Annotated in this window: 15 protein-coding genes and 3 pseudogenes; 8 read left to right on the top strand and 10 right to left on the bottom strand. The window is 68.4% G+C overall.

From position 1 onward, the window contains the following. Position 1 precedes the first annotated feature (1 nt). Positions 2-154, bottom strand: coding sequence for a hypothetical protein (locus tag ACFQO7_RS31955; protein ID WP_376809869.1), 153 nt, complete (start codon positions 152-154; stop codon positions 2-4). A 459-nt stretch (positions 155-613) separates the two neighbouring features. After that, complete coding sequence (locus ACFQO7_RS31950) at positions 614-2,701, bottom strand: S8 family serine peptidase (protein WP_376809868.1); 2,088 nt, start codon at positions 2,699-2,701, stop codon at positions 614-616. Positions 2,702-2,836: 135 nt separating this feature from the next. On the opposite strand from ACFQO7_RS31950, the gene ACFQO7_RS31945 reads away from it, so the two are divergent. Together ACFQO7_RS31945 and ACFQO7_RS31940 are read left to right on the top strand one after the other, a co-directional pair. Continuing rightward, positions 2,837-3,040, top strand: coding sequence for a hypothetical protein (locus ACFQO7_RS31945; RefSeq protein ID WP_376809867.1), 204 nt, complete (start codon positions 2,837-2,839; stop codon positions 3,038-3,040). Between the two features lie 314 nt (positions 3,041-3,354). Further along, positions 3,355-3,605: pseudogene (locus ACFQO7_RS31940) on the top strand (ABC transporter permease); the annotation flags it as partial. A 203-nt stretch (positions 3,606-3,808) separates the two neighbouring features. Here the strand turns inward: ACFQO7_RS31940 and ACFQO7_RS31935 are convergent. The 3 genes from ACFQO7_RS31935 to ACFQO7_RS31925 all read right to left on the bottom strand — a co-directional run bounded on the left by ACFQO7_RS31935 (position 3,809) and on the right by ACFQO7_RS31925 (position 7,224). Beyond that, entirely contained in the window at positions 3,809-5,233 is a 1,425-nt protein-coding gene (locus ACFQO7_RS31935; protein ID WP_376809866.1) for an alpha/beta hydrolase family protein, read from the bottom strand. Positions 5,234-5,696: 463 nt separating this feature from the next. After that, entirely contained in the window at positions 5,697-5,981 is a 285-nt protein-coding gene (locus ACFQO7_RS31930) for a transposase (protein ID WP_376809865.1), read from the bottom strand. Positions 5,982-6,477: 496 nt separating this feature from the next. Then, positions 6,478-7,224, bottom strand: coding sequence for a leucine-rich repeat domain-containing protein (locus ACFQO7_RS31925; RefSeq protein WP_376809906.1), 747 nt, complete (start codon positions 7,222-7,224; stop codon positions 6,478-6,480). A 271-nt stretch (positions 7,225-7,495) separates the two neighbouring features. On the opposite strand from ACFQO7_RS31925, the gene ACFQO7_RS31920 reads away from it, so the two are divergent. From ACFQO7_RS31920 to ACFQO7_RS31905, 4 genes are all read left to right on the top strand, one after another. After that, positions 7,496-7,933 carry a hypothetical protein gene (locus ACFQO7_RS31920; protein ID WP_376809864.1) on the top strand — a complete coding sequence of 146 codons (438 nt, stop codon included), beginning with the start codon at positions 7,496-7,498 and terminating at the stop codon, positions 7,931-7,933. A 60-nt stretch (positions 7,934-7,993) separates the two neighbouring features. Then, on the top strand, positions 7,994-8,260 hold the full coding sequence (locus ACFQO7_RS31915) for a hypothetical protein (RefSeq protein WP_376809863.1): 267 nt from the start codon (positions 7,994-7,996) through the stop codon (positions 8,258-8,260). 39 nt (positions 8,261-8,299) lie between these two features. Then, complete coding sequence (locus ACFQO7_RS31910) at positions 8,300-8,749, top strand: helix-turn-helix domain-containing protein (protein ID WP_376809862.1); 450 nt, start codon at positions 8,300-8,302, stop codon at positions 8,747-8,749. A gap of 483 nt (positions 8,750-9,232) precedes the next feature. Next, on the top strand, positions 9,233-9,385 hold the full coding sequence (locus ACFQO7_RS31905) for a helix-turn-helix domain-containing protein (protein WP_376809905.1): 153 nt from the start codon (positions 9,233-9,235) through the stop codon (positions 9,383-9,385). Positions 9,386-9,515: 130 nt separating this feature from the next. Here ACFQO7_RS31905 and ACFQO7_RS31900 read toward each other — a convergent pair whose 3' ends face one another. Beyond that, complete coding sequence (locus ACFQO7_RS31900; protein WP_376809861.1) at positions 9,516-13,241, bottom strand: S8 family serine peptidase; 3,726 nt, start codon at positions 13,239-13,241, stop codon at positions 9,516-9,518. 354 nt (positions 13,242-13,595) lie between these two features. Here ACFQO7_RS31900 and ACFQO7_RS31895 point away from each other — a divergent pair, with 354 nt between their 5' ends. Beyond that, a complete protein-coding gene (locus ACFQO7_RS31895; protein ID WP_376809860.1) occupies positions 13,596-14,081 on the top strand; it encodes a transposase in 486 nt (161 codons plus the stop codon). Further along, positions 14,071-14,855: pseudogene (locus tag ACFQO7_RS31890) on the top strand (IS256 family transposase). The gene ACFQO7_RS31895 and the pseudogene ACFQO7_RS31890 overlap by 11 nt, the downstream one beginning before the upstream one ends. Positions 14,856-14,943: 88 nt before the next feature. Here ACFQO7_RS31890 and ACFQO7_RS31885 read toward each other — a convergent pair. The 4 genes and pseudogenes from ACFQO7_RS31885 to ACFQO7_RS31870 all read right to left on the bottom strand — a co-directional run bounded on the left by ACFQO7_RS31885 (position 14,944) and on the right by ACFQO7_RS31870 (position 17,983). Then, a complete protein-coding gene (locus ACFQO7_RS31885; protein ID WP_376809859.1) occupies positions 14,944-15,606 on the bottom strand; it encodes a group II intron maturase-specific domain-containing protein in 663 nt (220 codons plus the stop codon). A 32-nt stretch (positions 15,607-15,638) separates the two neighbouring features. After that, positions 15,639-16,085, bottom strand: a pseudogene (locus tag ACFQO7_RS31880) (transposase family protein); the annotation flags it as partial. Between the two features lie 215 nt (positions 16,086-16,300). After that, complete coding sequence (locus ACFQO7_RS31875) at positions 16,301-17,296, bottom strand: IS701 family transposase (protein WP_376809857.1); 996 nt, start codon at positions 17,294-17,296, stop codon at positions 16,301-16,303. A 351-nt stretch (positions 17,297-17,647) separates the two neighbouring features. Next, positions 17,648-17,983, bottom strand: a complete 336-nt coding sequence (locus tag ACFQO7_RS31870) for a transposase (protein ID WP_376809856.1) — start codon at positions 17,981-17,983, stop codon at positions 17,648-17,650. Positions 17,984-18,116: the final 133 nt, after the last annotated feature.

Below are 18,116 nucleotides of genomic sequence, written 5' to 3'. Positions count from 1 at the left end.
GCTAGCCGCAGTCCGGACGACCGGTCTTTTCACGATAATCCTCCCCTTTCCTGGACAATACGACGCGGGCTGAACGCAGCGGCTGCACCAGCGCCTGCTTCTCCACCCGTTGCCGCAGCCCGCAGGCAGAGCGGCGTTCCAGCAGGTTCCACATGCCAGGAACGGCAGGCGAAGTGGTATGCCGCCTGCTGCCCGCCGCCTGTGCGGTCGAGCCTGGTGTCGCGGTCCGCAGACGTCCTGCTCCATCCAGCACCGGGTTCTGAACCGAGAGCCCTATGGTGGAGCGATGGGGCTCGGAACGTCACCTCTGCCCTGGCGCGCCAGGATCGCGGACAGCCGATACAGCGGAAACGCCACGCCGTCCGGGCCGCCATCCCGACACGGTGCCAAGCCGGCAACATCAGGGTCACCCCGTCAGGCGAAGGGGTGACCCCGCGAGGTCAGGGCCGCAGGATCCCGTCGATGAACACCCACGGCGTGAAGGGATCAGCGCCGCGATGTCTGTCGGGTGCGCCAAACCTGACTTCTCGCCGCGCCACCGAAGCAACATCCGCGCAGTGCACGACCCCGAGGTCGTCAGTGACCTCAACCTTCGTGAACGGCGGCGTCGACATCACGGCCGGAGGTTCATGTGCATGGCCGTCCACGGCGTGATCGAGTTGGAGCCCGGCGCGGTCTGCCGGCAGTGCCACAACTCGCCTGAGGGTTCGACGCCGAAGATGTTCACCCTGCCCTGAGCGTCGGTCTCGGCCGCTACCTGTCGCATCACCCTGGTGTCGAGCGGCACCCATCCGTTCCAGATGTCGACGCCCGGGCTCTGGGAACGTGTCCAGACCCGGCCCTCCGGGCTCACAGCGATCAGCATCAGCTCCCCGGTGCTGGAGCGCGCTGCCGCGACGTATTTCACCTTCAGGCCCCCGTCGAGCTGCTTCCAAGCCGACCACAGGCCCGATGGACTACTCTGATAGCGGTGCCAGATATCGCCGCTGGTCTTCACCGCGAACACCTCGATCCGGCCGTTCGACTGGTGGCTTTCGGCCGCGATCGCGCGGACGTTCACCAGTCCCATTTGTGCCCACGCCGACCACGTGTTCGAACCTGCCCCGGTCTGATATCGGAGGAACGTCTCGCCGGCGGCGTTCGCACCGAACATCTCCAGACGTCCGTCACTGTTACGTGCCATTGCGACCGACGTCAGCGCTCCGTCGAGCCGCCCCCACGGCTGCCAGAAGTCGATGTTGGTCTTCGCCTGCCGTCGACGCCAGATCTGCTCGTTCTGCATCACCCCGACCAGTTCGATCCGCCCGTCCTGGTTCGCCTCCGCGGCCGTCGAACGCCAGCCGGCCTCACGAGACTGCGACCACGGGCTCCACACACCCGAGCCCGGGTTCGCCTCAGGTGCATGGAACAGGTTGCCGTGCCTGTTGACGCCGAACACGTCGAGCCGGCCATCCGCGTGCTTCGCCACCGCCACCGAGGAGCCGCCGGACGGCGAAGGCGGATCGGTGAACAGTAGCTTGTTGGTGGTCAGCGGCGGAGAGGTCACGACCCCGCTCGCCATGTTCTTGATCTCTGCCTCGATCTGTTGCGGGGTGGCGTTCGTCCAGCCGTCACGCTGGAGGATCAGCGAAACAGCACCTGCCACGTGCGGCGCGGCCATCGACGAGCCGCTCATCGTCGCGGTCTGATTGTCTCCTGTGTGGAAGGCCGAGACAATCCCCACCCCAGGAGCCATGATGTCGACACACGGCCCGTGGTTGGAGAAACCGGCCATATTGTCGTTGACGTCCGAGGCACCGACCGCGATCGCTTCCCGGACGCCCGCGTTAAGCGCGGTACACGCGTCCACGGCGAGGTTTCCGACGGCGGTGACGACAGGGACACCGGCGTTGATGACGCCCTGGGTAGCGGCGCTGAGCGCCATGGTCTTCGCCTGGCAGTTGACTACCGGCTCGGTGGCACCGCAGTAGATCTGAATGCTGGCGTTGAGCACCGCAGGCTTAGCTGCGTTGACGGCCACCCACTCGTAAGCCGCCACGATGGCTTCCATCGGCCCGTACCCCGAACAGTCGAACACGCGGAGGGCGCCGATTCTCGCCCGTTTGTTGACGCCGTACTTGAGGCCCGCGATCGTCCCGGCCACGTGTGTACCGTGGCCGTGGCAGTCCTCGGCCACGGGATCGTTGTTGAGGAAGTCCCAGACGCTGAACGCCCGGTTGCCGAACTCACTGTGACTTAGGCGCACCCCGGTGTCGATCACGTAGACCTTCGGCTCGATGCCGGGCCCGGGCTCGTGCCACGTGTACGAGCCGCTCAGCGGCCGATTTCGCTGGTCGATCCGATCGAGCCCCCAGGTGGGATTCTCCTGGGTATCGGCGACACTCGCCTGACCTGCGACGAACACCGACTTCACGGCCGGGTCTCCCGACATCTGCGCGACGCTCGCCGCGTTCAGTTTCACCGAGAAGCCCTGCAACACACGGCTGTAAACGTAACCGACCTTGCCGCCGAACTTCGTCGCCAGAGCCTTCGCTGTTCCCTCAACCCCCACGGATCGCACTGAGGCGCTGTCGTGGAGAGTGACGATATAGGTGGTGTCTGCCTCTACGGCGACCGCGGCAGCGCCATCCGCGCCCCGTGCAGCACTCGCCGTGCCGCCGCCGGCGCCCAACATCACCCCGACCGACAACGCACATGCCATGTATCTGCCTGGCCACCTGCCGAACCGGGCAAGGCTGCGTAGCCTTCTCATGATCTCGTATCTCCTCTGTTCCGTCTCCCAGAGCTGAACGTTCCAATTCGTTCCCTGCCCCGATCGCGCCGCCGAGTCAGGGGGTTGTTCGCGCGCTACGGCCTCAAGCCGTGGATTGCAGCGGTCGGCGGTGCCGTCGACCTCACCAGCGACGGGCTGTTCGGGGAGATCAGAAAGCAGGGTTACCAAGGCATCGTGCTAACGGGTCGCCAAACGAAGCCCGCCAGCGCGGCGGGGGACGCGAACCTGTTCGAGACGACCTGCGCAGCTATGGGACGGCGCGGCTGAGCACCGTGGCGGGCGGCCTGATCGTCGACGAGAACGGGTGTACGCCACGACGCGTTGGATGAGTGTGGAAGGAGGACTCAACCGCGGATCATGGCAGTGACCGGCTGAAGCTGGGTACTTGCCGAGCCCGCGGTCCGTGGTGAGAATAAGGCCGCTGATGTCGAGTGAGGGCATGCTGGACGAGTGCGAGCACAACCCCAAACTGTGCCCTGCTGCGCTTCACCAACATTGTCCCCACCGGGGCGGAGTGGCTGCAGAGCACGGCCAGTCCGCGGCCGATCATCTGATCGATGTCAACTCCGTTTGAATACTGTTCGCGGCCCTCCGACGCGCTCGCCGCGAAGCAGGCCGCCGATGCGACACTCAGCGGCACCCTGCTCGGACTGGGCATGGTCGCGCTGCTTGTCGGCGAGTCGGCATGGCCAACACCATGGTGATCTCGGTGCTGGAGCGGCGGGCCGAGATCGGGCTGCGCCGCGCGCTGGGCGCCACCCGGGGGCAGATCCGGGTCCAGTTCCTGACCGAGTCGCTCCTGCTGTCAGGGCTCGATGGCGCCAGCGGCGTGGCAACGGTCAGGCAAGAACCCGCTGCAAACCGCCCGGCAAGATCCACTCGAAGCCTCACGCCGGAGGCCGCAGAGGCGATCCTCCAGTAAACGGGCTCCTTCGCCGAGGTCACGATCGCCGCGCGAAACGGGGCGCCGCTGGACGAGCCCCCTTCGCATCGGCGGGGAGGCTACCGCCCGACAATCCGTGACAGGTTGTGGCATCACGGCCGGCGGTAGGTTTTGAGCTGGCCGTGGGCCGACAGCCGTGCGCTGAGGTTGTCGGGCTTGTCGCGAAGTGTGGTGTCGAGGAATGCCGCACTGACGTCAACGGTCATACGCAGGCTTTCCAGGGGGCCGAGGGAACCGACCAGTGCGGGAACGGGCGGCAGGTAGAGGGGGCCGTCGGTAAAGGTCAGGTGCGCTGAACCCGGGACGGTGAGCAGGTAGCTCGGCGAGGTGCCGCGCTGGAGGACCTGGTCGAGACTGGGGAGGTAGGTCGGGTTCTCCTGCGGATCGACGGGGTGTGCCACTGCAAGGATCGGCTGTCGGATCGGCTGGTTGGCGGGGTCGCGGGGGAATCCGTCGAGGTTGATGACGGCGGCGAACCGGGTGTCCTGGCGGGCTGCTTGCAGCGCTGCGGCTCCGCCGATGGAGTGCCCTGTCGCGGCAGCCCGGTGAATGTCGATCCGGCCGGTCAGCGGACTCGGGAGCTCGCCCTTGTCGAGGCGGTCGAGCTGGGTCAGGACGAAGCTGAGGTCGGCGGCACGGATTGCTGTCCAGTGGACCGGGTCGCCGGTGGCCGTGACCATGGTTCGGATGGCACGGCCGTCAGCCAGGACGACTGCCGCAGAGTCGTAGGGATGATCAAGCCCGGCGACGATGTAGCCGCGGCTGGCCAGCTCTTCCGCCCAAGCCGTGTTCTGCGTTCGCACGCCGCCCAATCCGGGAGAGAACAACACGACCGGAAACCGCCCGCCCTCAGGTGTCGCCGCAATGTCGAACATCGAGTGCGTACGGGCTGGCGCGAGATTGTCGAGCAGGAATCCCGGCACCCCGAGATAGCCTGCTAATGCATCGGCGACGGTCCTGGCCTCCGGCCTGGTGCGCCCCAGATACTGCGCTTGGTGCTTGTCGGTAGCGCCCCTATGCGCGGGGTACCACAGCTGCACGACCACTGTGCGGTGGTCGCTTGGTGTGGGAGTGGCCGTCTCCTCACGGTCAGGGTCGGTCCACTCCAGCACGGTGGTGCCGACTGAGTACTGGCCGGAGGGCTCAGGGAAAACCGGGACGGGAAGGGCCCATGCCGTCACCGGGCCGAAAGCGATCAGAACGAGGCATAGCACTGATCCCGGCGCGGCCAGCCACCACCGTGCTCGCCAGACCGGTCGATCGGCGCGACGCGCCAAGAAGGTGGGGACTGCGAAGGCGAGCGCGACCCCCGCGCCGGCGAGGACCGGCACCATGTGCCAGCGCAGGCCAAGCGCCACCAACGCCACTCCAGGCAGCAGAACCAGCGCGACGGCAGCGAGCGTGACCGGCCGGCGGACGCCGGCCGAGGTCCAGCGGGCCAACACCAACGCCACGGCGCCCAAGAGAACAAGGGCCTCCAGGGGGGACATGCCGAGACCCGTGATCATCTCGGTCATGAGCCTACTCCTGACGAGGTTTGGTTCTTGAGGACGTTCGTCATCGGGCCCGAGCCGTCGTACGGGGTCGGCAGGCACATCCACTCCTGGTGACCGCGCGAATGGATCGAGGTGTAAGCGGCACCACCCGGTGCGGATTCACCGGCATGCGCGTGCGCGCCGGCCGGCGCACCGGCTGTTGCGAGTCCAGCTGCGGCCGCTGCAGCAGTGATCGCTTCTCGTCGTCTCACCATCGTCCTTCCTCTGTTACTCAACTACGCCGGTCGCCTCGATCGCACAGCGGTGGGGCGTGCCGGTCGGGCAGGTGATCGCCGTAAGTGATACGCCGCCCTACCCGGTATGCCGTTCCCCCTTGTTCCAAGGTGCGAGCACACCGTCCTGGGCTGCTTCACCAAGTGCGGCGGCGGACCGTGCCGGCCGGCCGTCGCTCGTGCTGACCGGGTCACGTCCAGTTGCTCCTATGTCAAGCGTCGGCCAGAAGTGCCCGGTGGACGACGTCGGACAGACGGCGCTTGAGCGCGCGGAGGGACTCGGTGGTGGTGTCTCCGTCGGCTCGGCGGCGTTGCAGGAAGTCGCGGGCAGGCTGGTGGTAATGGGCCTGGGTGATCACGATCCGGTGGATGGCGGTGTTGAGCTGCCGGTTGCCGACCCGGCTGAGTCGGTGGCATTGCCGGTTGCCGGACCACACCGGTAGCGGAGCGGTGCCGTTGTGGCGTGCGTACGCGTGCCGGGAACGGAAACGCTTCATACCACGTCGCCCTCGACGAACTCGCCCACGGCTGGACCGCCAGGGTCACCCTCACCGGCAACGGCGCTCAAGCCATGCATCCGGGCCTGATCATCGAAGGCAGCAACCTCAGGACGTGAACGAGATGTCACCGATCCACAGGTATTGACAATTCCTCGCAACGCCGCGATGGAGCACGACAACAGGTCTCCACTCAGAGGCCCACTCCGTGTATCGCCCGACCGGCCCTCGGACTGTTGACGCTCGCAGAACAAGCGCACTGGCACCGGAACACCGACCCCGGCGAGGGCACGAAGGTCGCAGTGCCGATCGCGCCGGGCAGTCTGCCAGTCACGATCGGTCCGGCCCGATACGTGTGGCGGCACGTGATCGCCGCCCGCAAGAGCGATCCCGGCCCGGCGTGTCGGCTGCCCGCAGCCGCCGCGTCTCCGTCACCTTCCGCACCCTGCTGGCTGCCGGTGGGTGACGCGCACTGCCGTAACGTGCGGCGGCCTCCTCAGCGGTGCCGCTCCACGTCGGGAGATCGATGCGGCGATGCCGGCAGCCTGTCCACCGGGTTGCCGGACACATGTAAGGCGACCAGTCCGGTGAGTCCTTCGGGCAGCGTGATGAGCTGATTGTCGCGCAGGTCGAGCTCAGTGAGCTGCACGAGGCTCCCCACCCGGTCGGGGAGCTCCGCGAGCTGATTGCCGCGCAGCAGCAGCCGTTGCAGGCGGGTGAGGTCGCCGAGCGACGGCGGCAGATGGGTGAGGCGGTTCTCGTTGAGCCACAGTTCGGTCAAGTCGGCCAGCTGGCCGATCGTCTCCGGCAGGGTCGTCAGCCGGTTGCCCCATAGGTTCAGGGCGGCCAGCCGCCCCAGGTCGCCCAGGGCATCCGGGAGGCTGGTCAGCCGATTGTTGGGCAGCCAGAGCCAGGTGAGGTCGGCAAGGTCGGCCAGCGTGGCAGGCAGCGAGGAAAGCCGATTCGCCATGAGGTTGAGCCTGGTCAGCCGGGTGAGGTTGCCGAACGATTCCGGCAGGCTCATCAGCTGGTTGCCGTTCAGATGCAGCTCGGTCAGCCCGGATAGTCGGCCCAGCGTCGGCGGCAGCTCGGTCAGCCTGTTGTGGCTCAGCCAGAGCCCGCGTAGATGCGTCAGTTCGGCGAGCGACGCGGGGACGGTTTCGAGGCCGAGGCCGGACAGGTCCAGGGTCCCGGCTTCGTTGCGCTGCGCTCGGGCGATGCGTTTGAGTGCCTCCGAAGCCATGGTCACCACCGGGTCCGGCAGATTGTATGAAGCACGATTGTCTCCTTGGTGGGGGCGTCGTCGTGGAGGACGGCGTTCCGTGGCGGCATTGGGTCATGCCGCCGAGCCCCGCATTCGGTCTGTCTGACAGCAATGGCGCGAGCCGGAGCCGACCATGCGATCCGGGGACGCACACCCTGTCAGCGCACTCACGGTCGACCCCAGGAACTCCTGGAACCCATCGGGGAGCATGGGACGCGGGCTTGGCGACTTGACGGCCCGGCCGCGATCTTTGTACATCATCCCGTGCGCGCTGCTTCTGGCCGACACCACCCTGCTCGCCATCCTCACCGACAACAGCCCGGACACGGCGATCCTGCTGGCCGACCACGACGACGCCGTCCTCGCCGACCATCACCGCCCGCGCCGACCAGCAGACCGCAATCGTCCTCGCCGACCACCACGACCGCACCCGCGAGCCAGAAATAGTGGAAAAGAGTCTGCTCGCACCCGGAACGAAATGAAGATCAAGTGTCGCGACAAGGACATGGCAGACAAATTCGCGCACCGCGACAGCGCCCTACAGGACCCGGCCGACGCCGCCGACGAGACCTACCCACGGCTGTGGAACGTCTCGGCCGCAGCGATGCACCCCGGTCGTGCTGCGCGCCACCGAGCCCCAACCCGCCGAGTACGTGGCCATACCCCTGCCCGCCGCTGGCCGCCGTGACCTGGCCGCCGCCGTCATCCAGTGGAACCTGCTGTGGGAGGCCGCACAGTACCGGCAGACATGTTCGACGACTGGGAACTGCCAGCCGAGATCGCCGCGGTCGCCGCCAAAGGCCACCACAACGTCGTGTTCGTCCCCCGCACCCCGACCCGCTACTACGAGTACGCGCCGATGTTTCACCTAGTGCCGGCCGCGTGCGAGGACCCGTTGTCCAGGACCACATGGATCTGGCGGGTGGGGTCGATGGACCGGTCGAGCATTTGTCGATGTCCGGTAGATCTCCAGTGCGGTGACGGCGGCGAGGGTGGCCGGGAAGTTGACAAGTAGCCGCCGGTAGCCGGTGGCAAGGATCTTCCAGTTCTCCAGATGGGCGATGACGCGTTCCACGCGGGCGCGGTGGGACGCGATCATGTTGTTGAACGCGCGGGTGTGTTCGCTGATACCAACATGATCCGCACATCGGAGGTGCACCGCACGATGCCCGACCCGCTCGAACTGCTGCCCGCGCTGGAGCAGCAGGCCTACCGCATCCTGGTGAAATTCGACTGGACCCGGCCCGACGACCTCGCCGAGCTCACTGGTCTCCCGCAGGCCGAAGCCACCCGGCTGTTGTGGTCGTTGCATGCCCGCGGCCCGGCCGCAGCGCAGCCGGGCGAAGAGTCCGCGTTCCGCCCGCTGCCGCCCGACGTCGCGCTCGGCAATCATCTCATGCGCCGCCACGAGGCCCTGGAACAGGCCCGGCAGCTGGTCGCCGAGCTGAAGGACGCATACCAAGCCGGCGTGCGCCGTTTCAAGCCGACCACCTGGTCGAGGTGATCGTCGGTAGCGAGGTGTTACGCGAGCGCCTGCAGCAGCTGCAGGAGAACGCCAGGGAGGAGATGCTGTGGTTCTGCCGGTCGAACCCGGTGGTCCTGCCAAGCGGCGAGAACACCACAGAGCTGGACGCGCTACGCCGGGGCGTACGCTACCAAGTGATCTACGATCGGCAGTTTCTCCTGGTCCCCGGCGTCCTGGACAACGCACTCGCCGGCATCCGGCTCGGGCAGAAGGCTCGGATCCTGCCCGATCTGCCGGTCCGGATCGCCATCGCGGACCGCACCACCGCGATCTGCCCACTGGTCTGCGAGACCGACGGCGGCGAGCCCACCGCCGCCGTGGTGGGCCCCAGCGAGCTGCTCAACGCGGTCACCGCGCTGTTCGACGCGTACTGGGCAGCCGCCATCCCGTTGCACGGGCCTGGTGATCGGACCGCATCCGGCCCAGACACCCGACGACGCCGAGTTGCATGTGCTGTCCCTCATGCTCGGCGGCGTGCCGGACAAGGCCATCGCATCTCAGCTCGGCGTCAGCCGCCGCACCGTGCAACGGCGGATCGACCGGCTGATGGCGCTGGCCTGTGTCAGTAACCGCCACGGACTGGCTTACCATGCCACCCGCCACGGGTGGCTGTGATCCTGGCACCGGCATCCGGCACGGTACTGGGCAACGCCGCGCACCCCGCACTCGCAGACCCGATGGGGCGTACTGGCAAGGAAGACGCGGATGGGCGCCCTCCGCACAGGAGGCCGCCCATCCGGTCCCGCTAACGGAGGTCGTAGGCGTGCACGACGGTCTGGGTGACCGTGTTGCCCACGCCGTCGGTGGCCCGGGTACGCAGCGAGACATTGCCCGTCCCCGCCGGAATGTGCGCGGTGTACGCGTCACCGCGACCCGTCACCCGCACCGCCCGCCAGCTCCTGCCCTCGTCGAACGACACCTCCACGACCAGCGTGGTGTGCCGCGGCGTGGGCAGGCCGGCCTGGTGGCGCAGACCGATGCCGAGGTGATGCGCCCGCCCGGCGATCGAACCGGCCAGGTCGGTCGGCACCCGGTAGTCGACCTGCAGCAGCGGCAGTGCCCGCGCCTTGTCCGTCGTCCCGGAGCGGAATTCCCACACCGTGTCGGTGCGGGTCGCGCGTACCCATTCCGGCGTCGCGCGCTTGGTGGTGAGCTGCAACCGGTATCCGGCCGATCCGGCCGGCACTTCGACGTCGGTCATAGCACTGGGAAGCTCCGCGACGACCTTCCCGTCCCGCCAGAGGCCGGCGGTGACGATGTCGTCGAAATTCTGCACTCCGGCGTGGCCCTCGGCGTCGACGAACTCGGGCACTCGCAGCGACAGCACATCACCGAGCCGGGTGGAGACGAGACCGCTCGCCGCCGCCGGGCGGACAACCGGTCCGAACCAGGTCTCCCTCGCCTTACCCGGCCGGTGACTGCGCGGCAGGTCGGTGATGCCACCGAACAGCCTGCCGGTGCTGAGCAGCTCGTACTCTTGGTGTACCCGGTGCTGCCACACGGAGTCACCTGCCGACACCCATTCCTCCCGTGTCGACGGTGTCGGCACGAAACGAGTTCCGTCGTTCCAGGAGAACTCCTGCCACGGCCGCCACCCGAACCGCTGCTCGCGGGCCCACGGCGTGCCGCCGTTGTGCACGTAGCGCGTGTCCACGCGCCGCGAGTTCGCGGCCGTCACGTGGTGGACGATGCGCTGCGGCACGTATCCGTTCTCCACGTGGAACACGTCATACAGATAGGGACTCACCAGGTTGACGGTGAGCTCGATCGTCGCGTCGCGTCGCTCGGCGCGGGCCAGCATGCGCTGCCCGTCGTCCCACGCGACCACCATGGCCGGGATCGGCTCCCGCTCACCCACTGGGTTCCAGGCGGTCCACGCCGACCGGTCCGCCGGCAGAACGATGATGACCGCCGTGGCGCCGGCAGCCGCGGCAGCCGCGATCTGCTCCTGCTCGGAGCGGTCCGTGGCGGCCTCGACCAGAGCGACAGCGCCGCGCACCCGCGCCCCTGCCAGCTCCTCCGGCGTCCCGGTGCCGGCGCGGACCAGCTTGAGCCGCCGCGGCCCGCTGTAGCCCGGCGACTGGTGCAGCAGGTTGATGTCGAGCGGGCCGGCCACGCCGTCGACCCCGGACTGCACCATCGGCGCCACCAGTTGCCAGCGGGACGAGAACTCGAACTCGCCCACCCGGACTCGCTTCGTGGGCGTGACGTTCACCTGCTGGATGTTGCTGAAGTGCATCACCCCGTGGCTGACGGAGCGGCCGTTGCCGTGCACCCGGTGCACGTAGTAGCTGAGCACCGCCTGCTGCTCGGACGGCTTGGGCGTCTCGATGCGGATCGGGGTGCCCTTGCGGGCGTCCAGCACCACGGTCATGTCTCGGTCGACGATGAGCTCCGGGTTGGAGACGAGGGTGACCTGCTCGTCGAGGGCTCCTCCGTGTTCGATCAGGCCCTGCAGCAGGTAGGAGCCCTCCTCGACCGTGCCGGTGGTGCCGCCTTCCTCGAACCAGGTGATCGTGTCGGAGCGCCTGTTCTCGCTGTGCAGCATCACGACCGGCACGCCGGTCGGCTTGCCGTCCGGATCCACCGCCCGCAGGGTGACGGTGTGCGTCCGTCCGGCCAGAACGGCGCCGACCGCAGTGCGCAGGGCGACCCCGCCGGGACCGATCGCCGTGATGAAGCCGCTGTGCCGCCCCCGGTCCAGCTTGGCCGGGTCCAGGGTGGCGACGACGTCGGCGGTGCCGCCCGCCGGGACGGTGACGTGCTGCGCTGAGGTGGTCAGGGCATCGGTCTCGGCGACGGCCCGGTCGACGTTGCGCAGGTCGACGCTCAGGTCGAGGGTGACGGGGACGCTGCCGGTGTTGGTGAACGTCAGCGTACGGGCCGACGCCTGCGCCGCCGGTGCGACCGTGATCAGGCCGAAGTCGGCGGTGGCGGTGCCGTACACAGTCTGCGCGACGGCCCGGGTCAGGTCGACCCGGCCCGCGCCCTGCTCGTACACCGTCAGCGACGCGTTGGCGCGAGCGGTACTGACCAGGGCGTTCTTCAGCTGCCCGGCCTTCCATTCTGGGTGGGCCTGGGCCAGCAGCGCGGCCGCACCGGCCACGTGCGGCGTGGCCATCGAAGTGCCCGACGCGGTCGTGTAGTTCGCGTCGACCACGGTGCCCATCGACGTGCCCGCGGCACGGGCGGCGATGATGCCGGCACCTGGGGCGGTGAGCTCGGGCTTGAGACCTTCGTCGCCCACACGCGGGCCCCGGCTGGAAAAGCCGGCCAGGTTGTCGTCGCGGTCCACGGCCCCGACGGTCAGCGCGGACGCGGCCGCACCGGGCGAGCCGACGCTGTACTCGCTGCCCTCGTTTCCGGCGGCGATCACGAACAGGGTGCCGCTGGCGGCGGTCAGCCGGTCCACGGCCAGGCTCATCGGGTCCTGGCCGTCGGTGGCCGAGCCGCCCAGGCTCATGTTGACCACCTCGGCACCGGACTCGACCGCCCATTCCATGCCCGCGATCACCCACGACTCGGAGCCGGAGCCCCCGTCATCGAGTACCTTGCCGACGAGCAGGTTCGCAGCCGGAGCGACGCCCTTGCGCGTGCCACCGGAGGCCGCGCCGGTGCCGCCGACGGTCGCGGCGACGTGCGTGCCGTGCCCGTGCCGGTCGACCGCGTCGGGACTGTCGGTGAAGTTGCGGGCCTGCCCGATCCGGCCGGCCAGGTCGGGGTGGTTGGCGTCGACGCCGGTGTCCAGGATCGCCACGTCGACGCCCTTGCCGTCGAATCCGGCGGCCCACGCGTCGGGCGCGCCGATCTGCGCGACGCTGCGGTCCAGCGCCGCCTCGACCCGGCCGTCGAGCCAGATCCGCTCGATCCCGCCGCCGAGCTGCCCGGCAGTGGCGCGAGCCGGTGCACCGTTCGAGGATGCCGCGGCCGGCGCGGTGGTCCGCCAGAACGCAGCGAGGCCTTCCCGGTCTGCCGTCACCGCGGCCCCGCCGATGCTCGGCAGGTCACGCACCGCGTTGATGCCGGCCCATACCTGCTTCGCAGCACTGCTGTCGGCATAGCGCAAAATCAGCGGCAGGCCGGTCGCGGCGATGTCGCCGTGTCCCGCCGCGAGAAGTTCCTCCACATCGAACAGGTCGACGTCGAGCGCACCCGAGGACACGTACCGCACGACATCGGATGGCAGTACTCGCAGGCCCCCGTCGACTTCGAGGGTGTGGAAGGTGATCCGTTCCCGGCCCGGGGCGGGGCGCACCACGGCGGCTGACCGACCCGCGCCAGCATCGCTCAGGGTGACGAGGTCACCGGTGATCAGAGTGACCGACCGCGGGCCGGCTGCCGGGGTCGCGGCCGTCCGGTCGGGCGCGGTCGCCGGGGCGGCAGCGGTCGGCTGCGCCGTGGCGGCCACGGTGAAGATGAGAACGGCCGCCATACCGCCGGCGGCGGTGGCGCGGCCCAGGGGTGACCACATCGTGTGCAGCTCCTCACGATCAACGCCGCTGGCTGCGGCGGAGTTGATCGAATTGTTCAGCAACGACAAACCCGTAGTCACCACTGCGAACAGTGCGCAGAAGAGACAATGTCACGAGGTGGACACCTCGGCTTCACTGCACAGCGCGACCAGCTCAGCAGGGCCAGGCAGCACGTCGATCCGACCGCGACCCGGCAATCCGTACGGCGCTGCCGACGTCCACGTGCAAGGACCTGCAATGGCTGTCCCTGATCACAGCGCCGGTTGTTGTACGGGGCCTGTAATTAATCTTGTGGGTGAGTCCGGTGTGGCCTGTTGAACCAGGCAAGGGCCTGGTTCGGAAGGGATCACCGGATGTCGAAGGAAGAGATCACCCAGGAGCTCGCGACGGCTGAGGAGCCGGTCGTCGGGTCGGGGGTGGCGGTGCCGGCGGAGCAGCGCTGGGCCGAGGAGCTGCTGGCGCAGGCCAGGGCCGACGGGTTGAAGCTGGTCGGTCCGGGTGGGCTGCTGGCAGGGATCACACGCCGGGGGCTGGAGACCGCCCTGGAGACGGAGCTGTCCGATCACCTCGGCCACGAGAAGGGCGACCCGGCCGGTCGCGGTGCGCCCAATGAGCGTAACGGGCACTCGGCCAAGACGGTGCTCACCGATCTGGGTCCGGTGCGGATCAAGGTTCCGCGGGACCGGGCCGGCACGTTCGAGCCGCAGGTGGTGCCCAAGCACGCCCGTCGGGTCGGCGGGTTCGACGAGGCGATCCTGTCGCTGTACGCCCAAGGGCCTGACCGCGGGCGAGATCCAGGCGCACCTGGCCGAGGTCTACTCCGCCGAGGTGTCGCGTGACCTGATCTCGAAGGTCACCGACTCGATCGTGGAGGAACTGCCTGCCTGGCGCAACCGGCCGCTTGATCGGGTGTACCCGTTCGCGTTCGTCGACGCGATCGTGATCAAGATCAGGGACGGTGCGGTGGCCAACCGGCCGGTCTACGTCGCGGTCAACCTCGACGGCGAACGCGACGTGCTCGGGCTGTGGGTCGGCACCGGCGGTGAGGGCGCCAAGCAGTGGCTGTCGTACCTGACCGAGTTGCGCAACCGTGGCGTGGCCGACGTGTTCATCGTCTGCACCGACGGGCTCAAGGGCATGAGCGAAGCGATCGAGGCGACCTGGCCGGCTACGATCCACCAGACGTGCGTGATCCACCTGGTGCGCGGCACGCTGCGCTAACCAGCCGCAGGGACTGGCAGCACCTCATTGTGGAATTACGGGCGATCTACACCGCGGCCACCCTGGCCGCGGCCGAGGCCCAACTGGAGGCGTTTGCCGACAAATGGGGTGACAAGCACCCCGCGGTGATCCGGCCCTGGCGCGAGGTGTGGCCGCGGTTCATCCCGTTCCTGGACTACGACCAGGAGGTCCGCAAGGTCATCTACTCGATGAACATGGTCGAGAGCCTCAACTCCCGGTTCCGGCAGGCAACCCGCCGACGCGGTCATTTCCCGACCGAGCAGGCCGCGTTGAAGGTGCTGTATATCGTCCTGCGGGAGAAGAGCCGCAACGGCAGCAACCTGCTGTCCGTGCGGATCTACGGATGGGTGAGTCGGCACGAGGCGCGGTGACGGCATTACTGCCGTTCCGTCTCCCCGTGCCGCTCTCCGAACCCGCCGTGCGCCTCTCAACGCAACGGGCTCTCCACGGTCGCTGCCGTCAGGCGTGATTCAGTCGCTTCCATGGGCTGGGGATCTTGTTGCCTCGGTAGCGGTATCGAGTGACCGACACCGATGCCGGATTGAACAGGGTCACCCCGTCTGCCGACAACGGCAGCCACCGTCCGGAAGCGGTGGTGAAGTGCCGGCGGAACTGCCCCCAGTGCCAGCGGTGGAGTTTCCTCAGCCACCTGATCACCCGCCAGTTCGCGAAGTGCCGCAGATGGTCGAGGGTGTGACTGCATACCGCGTGCCTGAAGTAGTTGACCCAGCCGCGCAGTATCTGATTGATCCGCGTCAGCGTGGTACCCATGTTCGCCTGTGACGTCCTGTGTGTCAGGGCACGGATCTTCGCCTTCACCGACTTCAAGGGCCGGTCGGCGATGAAGGTGTAGACGTACCACTGGTTCGTCCCTCGTTTGCGCCTCCACTGGATGTGAAAGCCAAGGAAGTCGAACCCGTCGCTCATGTGCACCACCCGGGTCTTGGCTGGTGACAGCCGCAATCCCAAAGGTGCCAGCACGTCGGCGACGTCCTCGCGCAGGGTCTCCACGTCGGCCTGCCGGCCATGCACGAGTACGACGAAATCATCCGCATAACGAATGATTCGCCATGTCGGCAGACCCTTGAGTCGACGCGCGTGACGTCGATAGAGGGTTCCCATCAGCCCATCCGGTTTCCACGGCGCCATCACATGCTCGGCAGGACCGCGGCGGCGTGCGCGGTGAACGCGGCAGCCACCACCGGCCATGACATGTCCAGGTCGCGTGCTGCCTGCATGATCGTGCGTCCGCCGTCGGCGACCGCGGCGCCGGCCGCCGAGCGCAGCCGTCCGGTCAGCCGCTTGCGGGCCGGGACCGCGGTCACGGCCTCGGTGAACGAGGCGCGGGCGCAGCCGGGCTTGTCACAGCGCCACCGGCGCTTGAACCAGCGCAACCTGGTCGGGCGCCCGCCCACGGGCAGGTCACGAGGCCGGGTCACCCGCCGCCCCTTCGACCGGCGCGCCGCAGTCCCGCACTCGGGGCACCGCCGTGCCCGCTCATCGGCGGTGACCAGGTCAACTACCGGGCCGTGCGGCCCGTCGGCGACCGCAATGACCGCCAGGCCGTCAAGGCCCAGCAGCCGGGTCGTAGCATCTTCCATGCCCGTGGCTCTTCACTTGTGAACGATCTTGCTTCGACAACAAGATGATCACTGAGAGCCACGGGCGCCTTCACGTCGGGGGTCTCCTTCGGACGCCCGGCCGACCCCCGCAAACTTCGTTGAGCCATCATCGCCAGGTCCGTGGCGAGGATTGCCGAAAAGAGGTCAGAGGTTGGCATGACGGTCGAGTCTAGTACGGCAGCAGTAGATCGGCTCTATCTGGGCAGGTCGATGGATGTGCGCCGTCGGTAGTGGTGGAAGCGTGCTCGGGCTTGGTGGCGTAGCCGCCAGGCGGTCCAGGCCAGGGCGTGATCGATCGATTGCTGGACAGGTTTGATGATCCAGTGCAGCAGGCGGCGGGTTTCGGGCACGGACAGCCCGATCGGGTCGTCGGGCCGCGGTAGCGTAGGCCGGGGTGGGCGGTGGCGGGCCGACAGGACGGCCAGGAACGCGAACGCGACCATGGCCAGGGTCGTGAACCGGTACCACGACCGCCAGGTGCGCACCTGGTGCTCGTCGAGCCCGACCTGCCCCTTGGCCTGCTGGAAGCTCTCTTCGATGGCCCATCTGGCGCCCGCGACGCGCACCAGCGCCGCGAGAGCGACCGGCCGCGGTGACCAGCAGCGGTAGAACGCCAGTTCGCCGGTGGTGATCGAGCGGCGGATCAGCAGCCAGTGGTGGCCGGCCACGCTCCCGTCGGCCTCGCTCTCGGCGATCTTGACGTAGGCCCAGTCGTAGGTGCGCGGTCCCTTGGAGCCCGCTCCGGCGCTGTAGCGGCCCCACACGTGTTCGGGCAGGAACGTCGCGATCTGCTGCGCGGTGACGGTCAGGTGCGGGTGGTCGGGGCGGGTCATTCGGGTGTCGCGCGAGACCGCCATGACGTAGCCGAGCCGGTGGGCCCGCGCCCGGGCGCGTAGGACCGGGTCGTTGCCGTAGACCTCGTCGCCGGTCAGCCAGGACAGGTCCAGTCCCGCGGCCAGGGCGCGTTCGAGCATCACGGCCGCCAGTTGCGGCTTGGTCGCGAACTTCACCCGCTCGGGCACCCCGGCGTCGCGACGGCGGTCGGGGTCGGCGGCCCAGCAGCGCGGCAGGTAGATCTCCCGGTCGACCAGGGCGTGCCCGGCCCCGGGCTGGGCGTAGGCCAGGAACACCGCGACCTGGCACGAGTCGACCCGCCCGAGCGTGCCCGAATACTGTCGGGCCACGGCCACCGTGCGGGTGCCTTATGCCGAGCGGTGGGTTATGCCGAGGTCTCTCAAGCGCTGCAGGTGAGCGGCGCAGCCGTCCCCTTATGGGTCGGCATAACCGAGGCCGCTTGATCGATTGCTTCCGCGGAGGATCCCCGTCCGCCGCCCTCGCAACCGCAGCGCACGTGTTGCGCTGCAACACCTCCTCAGGTGCCACACATGCCGTTACCAGGCACGGGCACCCGCTCCCCACCCCTCACGACACTCTGATTATGCCGACGCACACGAAGGCCGGGTCTGGTCCTGCAAGGCACCTCGGTCCCACTGCGGCATTACCGCGTGCTCGGCATAAGGCACCTAATGCCGATATCGGCATTACACACCCTTCTTCGCGTCGGCGGTCTCGTCGATGATCCCGATCCCGCCCCCGCCCAACTGCGCCGCGACCCACGCCCGCAGGTCATCGCGTACCCCGTCGTGGTCCCAGACCGCCCGCCCGAGCAGGCGCTGCATCCTGTCCGGCGTGTCGTCCCCGGCCGCTTCGGCCAGCTGCCAGCACGAACGCGTGCTCACCGGCGCCAGCATCGCCCGCACGAACGCCTGAGCCTGTTCCCGCGGCTCGGCCCGCGCGAACCGGCCAGCCAGCCGAGAGCACAGGCCCTCCCACTCGGCCCGCCACACCGCAGGGTCTACGCTCACCCCAGCGGCCATCACAAGATCTGAAGTTGTCTCCACAAACGACGATGATCACGTGATGGCCGTTCCACGTTCAAGACGACGAACCCGCAGGTCACCAAACTGTGATCATCGACGAACGTGCCCGGCCGGATCTACTGCTGCCGTA

Origin of the sequence: Catellatospora aurea (assembly GCF_042663325.1) — a bacterium.
In the GTDB taxonomy this organism is placed as follows: Bacteria; Actinomycetota; Actinomycetes; order Mycobacteriales; family Micromonosporaceae; genus Catellatospora; species Catellatospora aurea.
The sequence above is the reverse complement of the archived record's forward strand: the minus strand, read 5'-3'. Positions and strand labels throughout refer to the sequence as shown.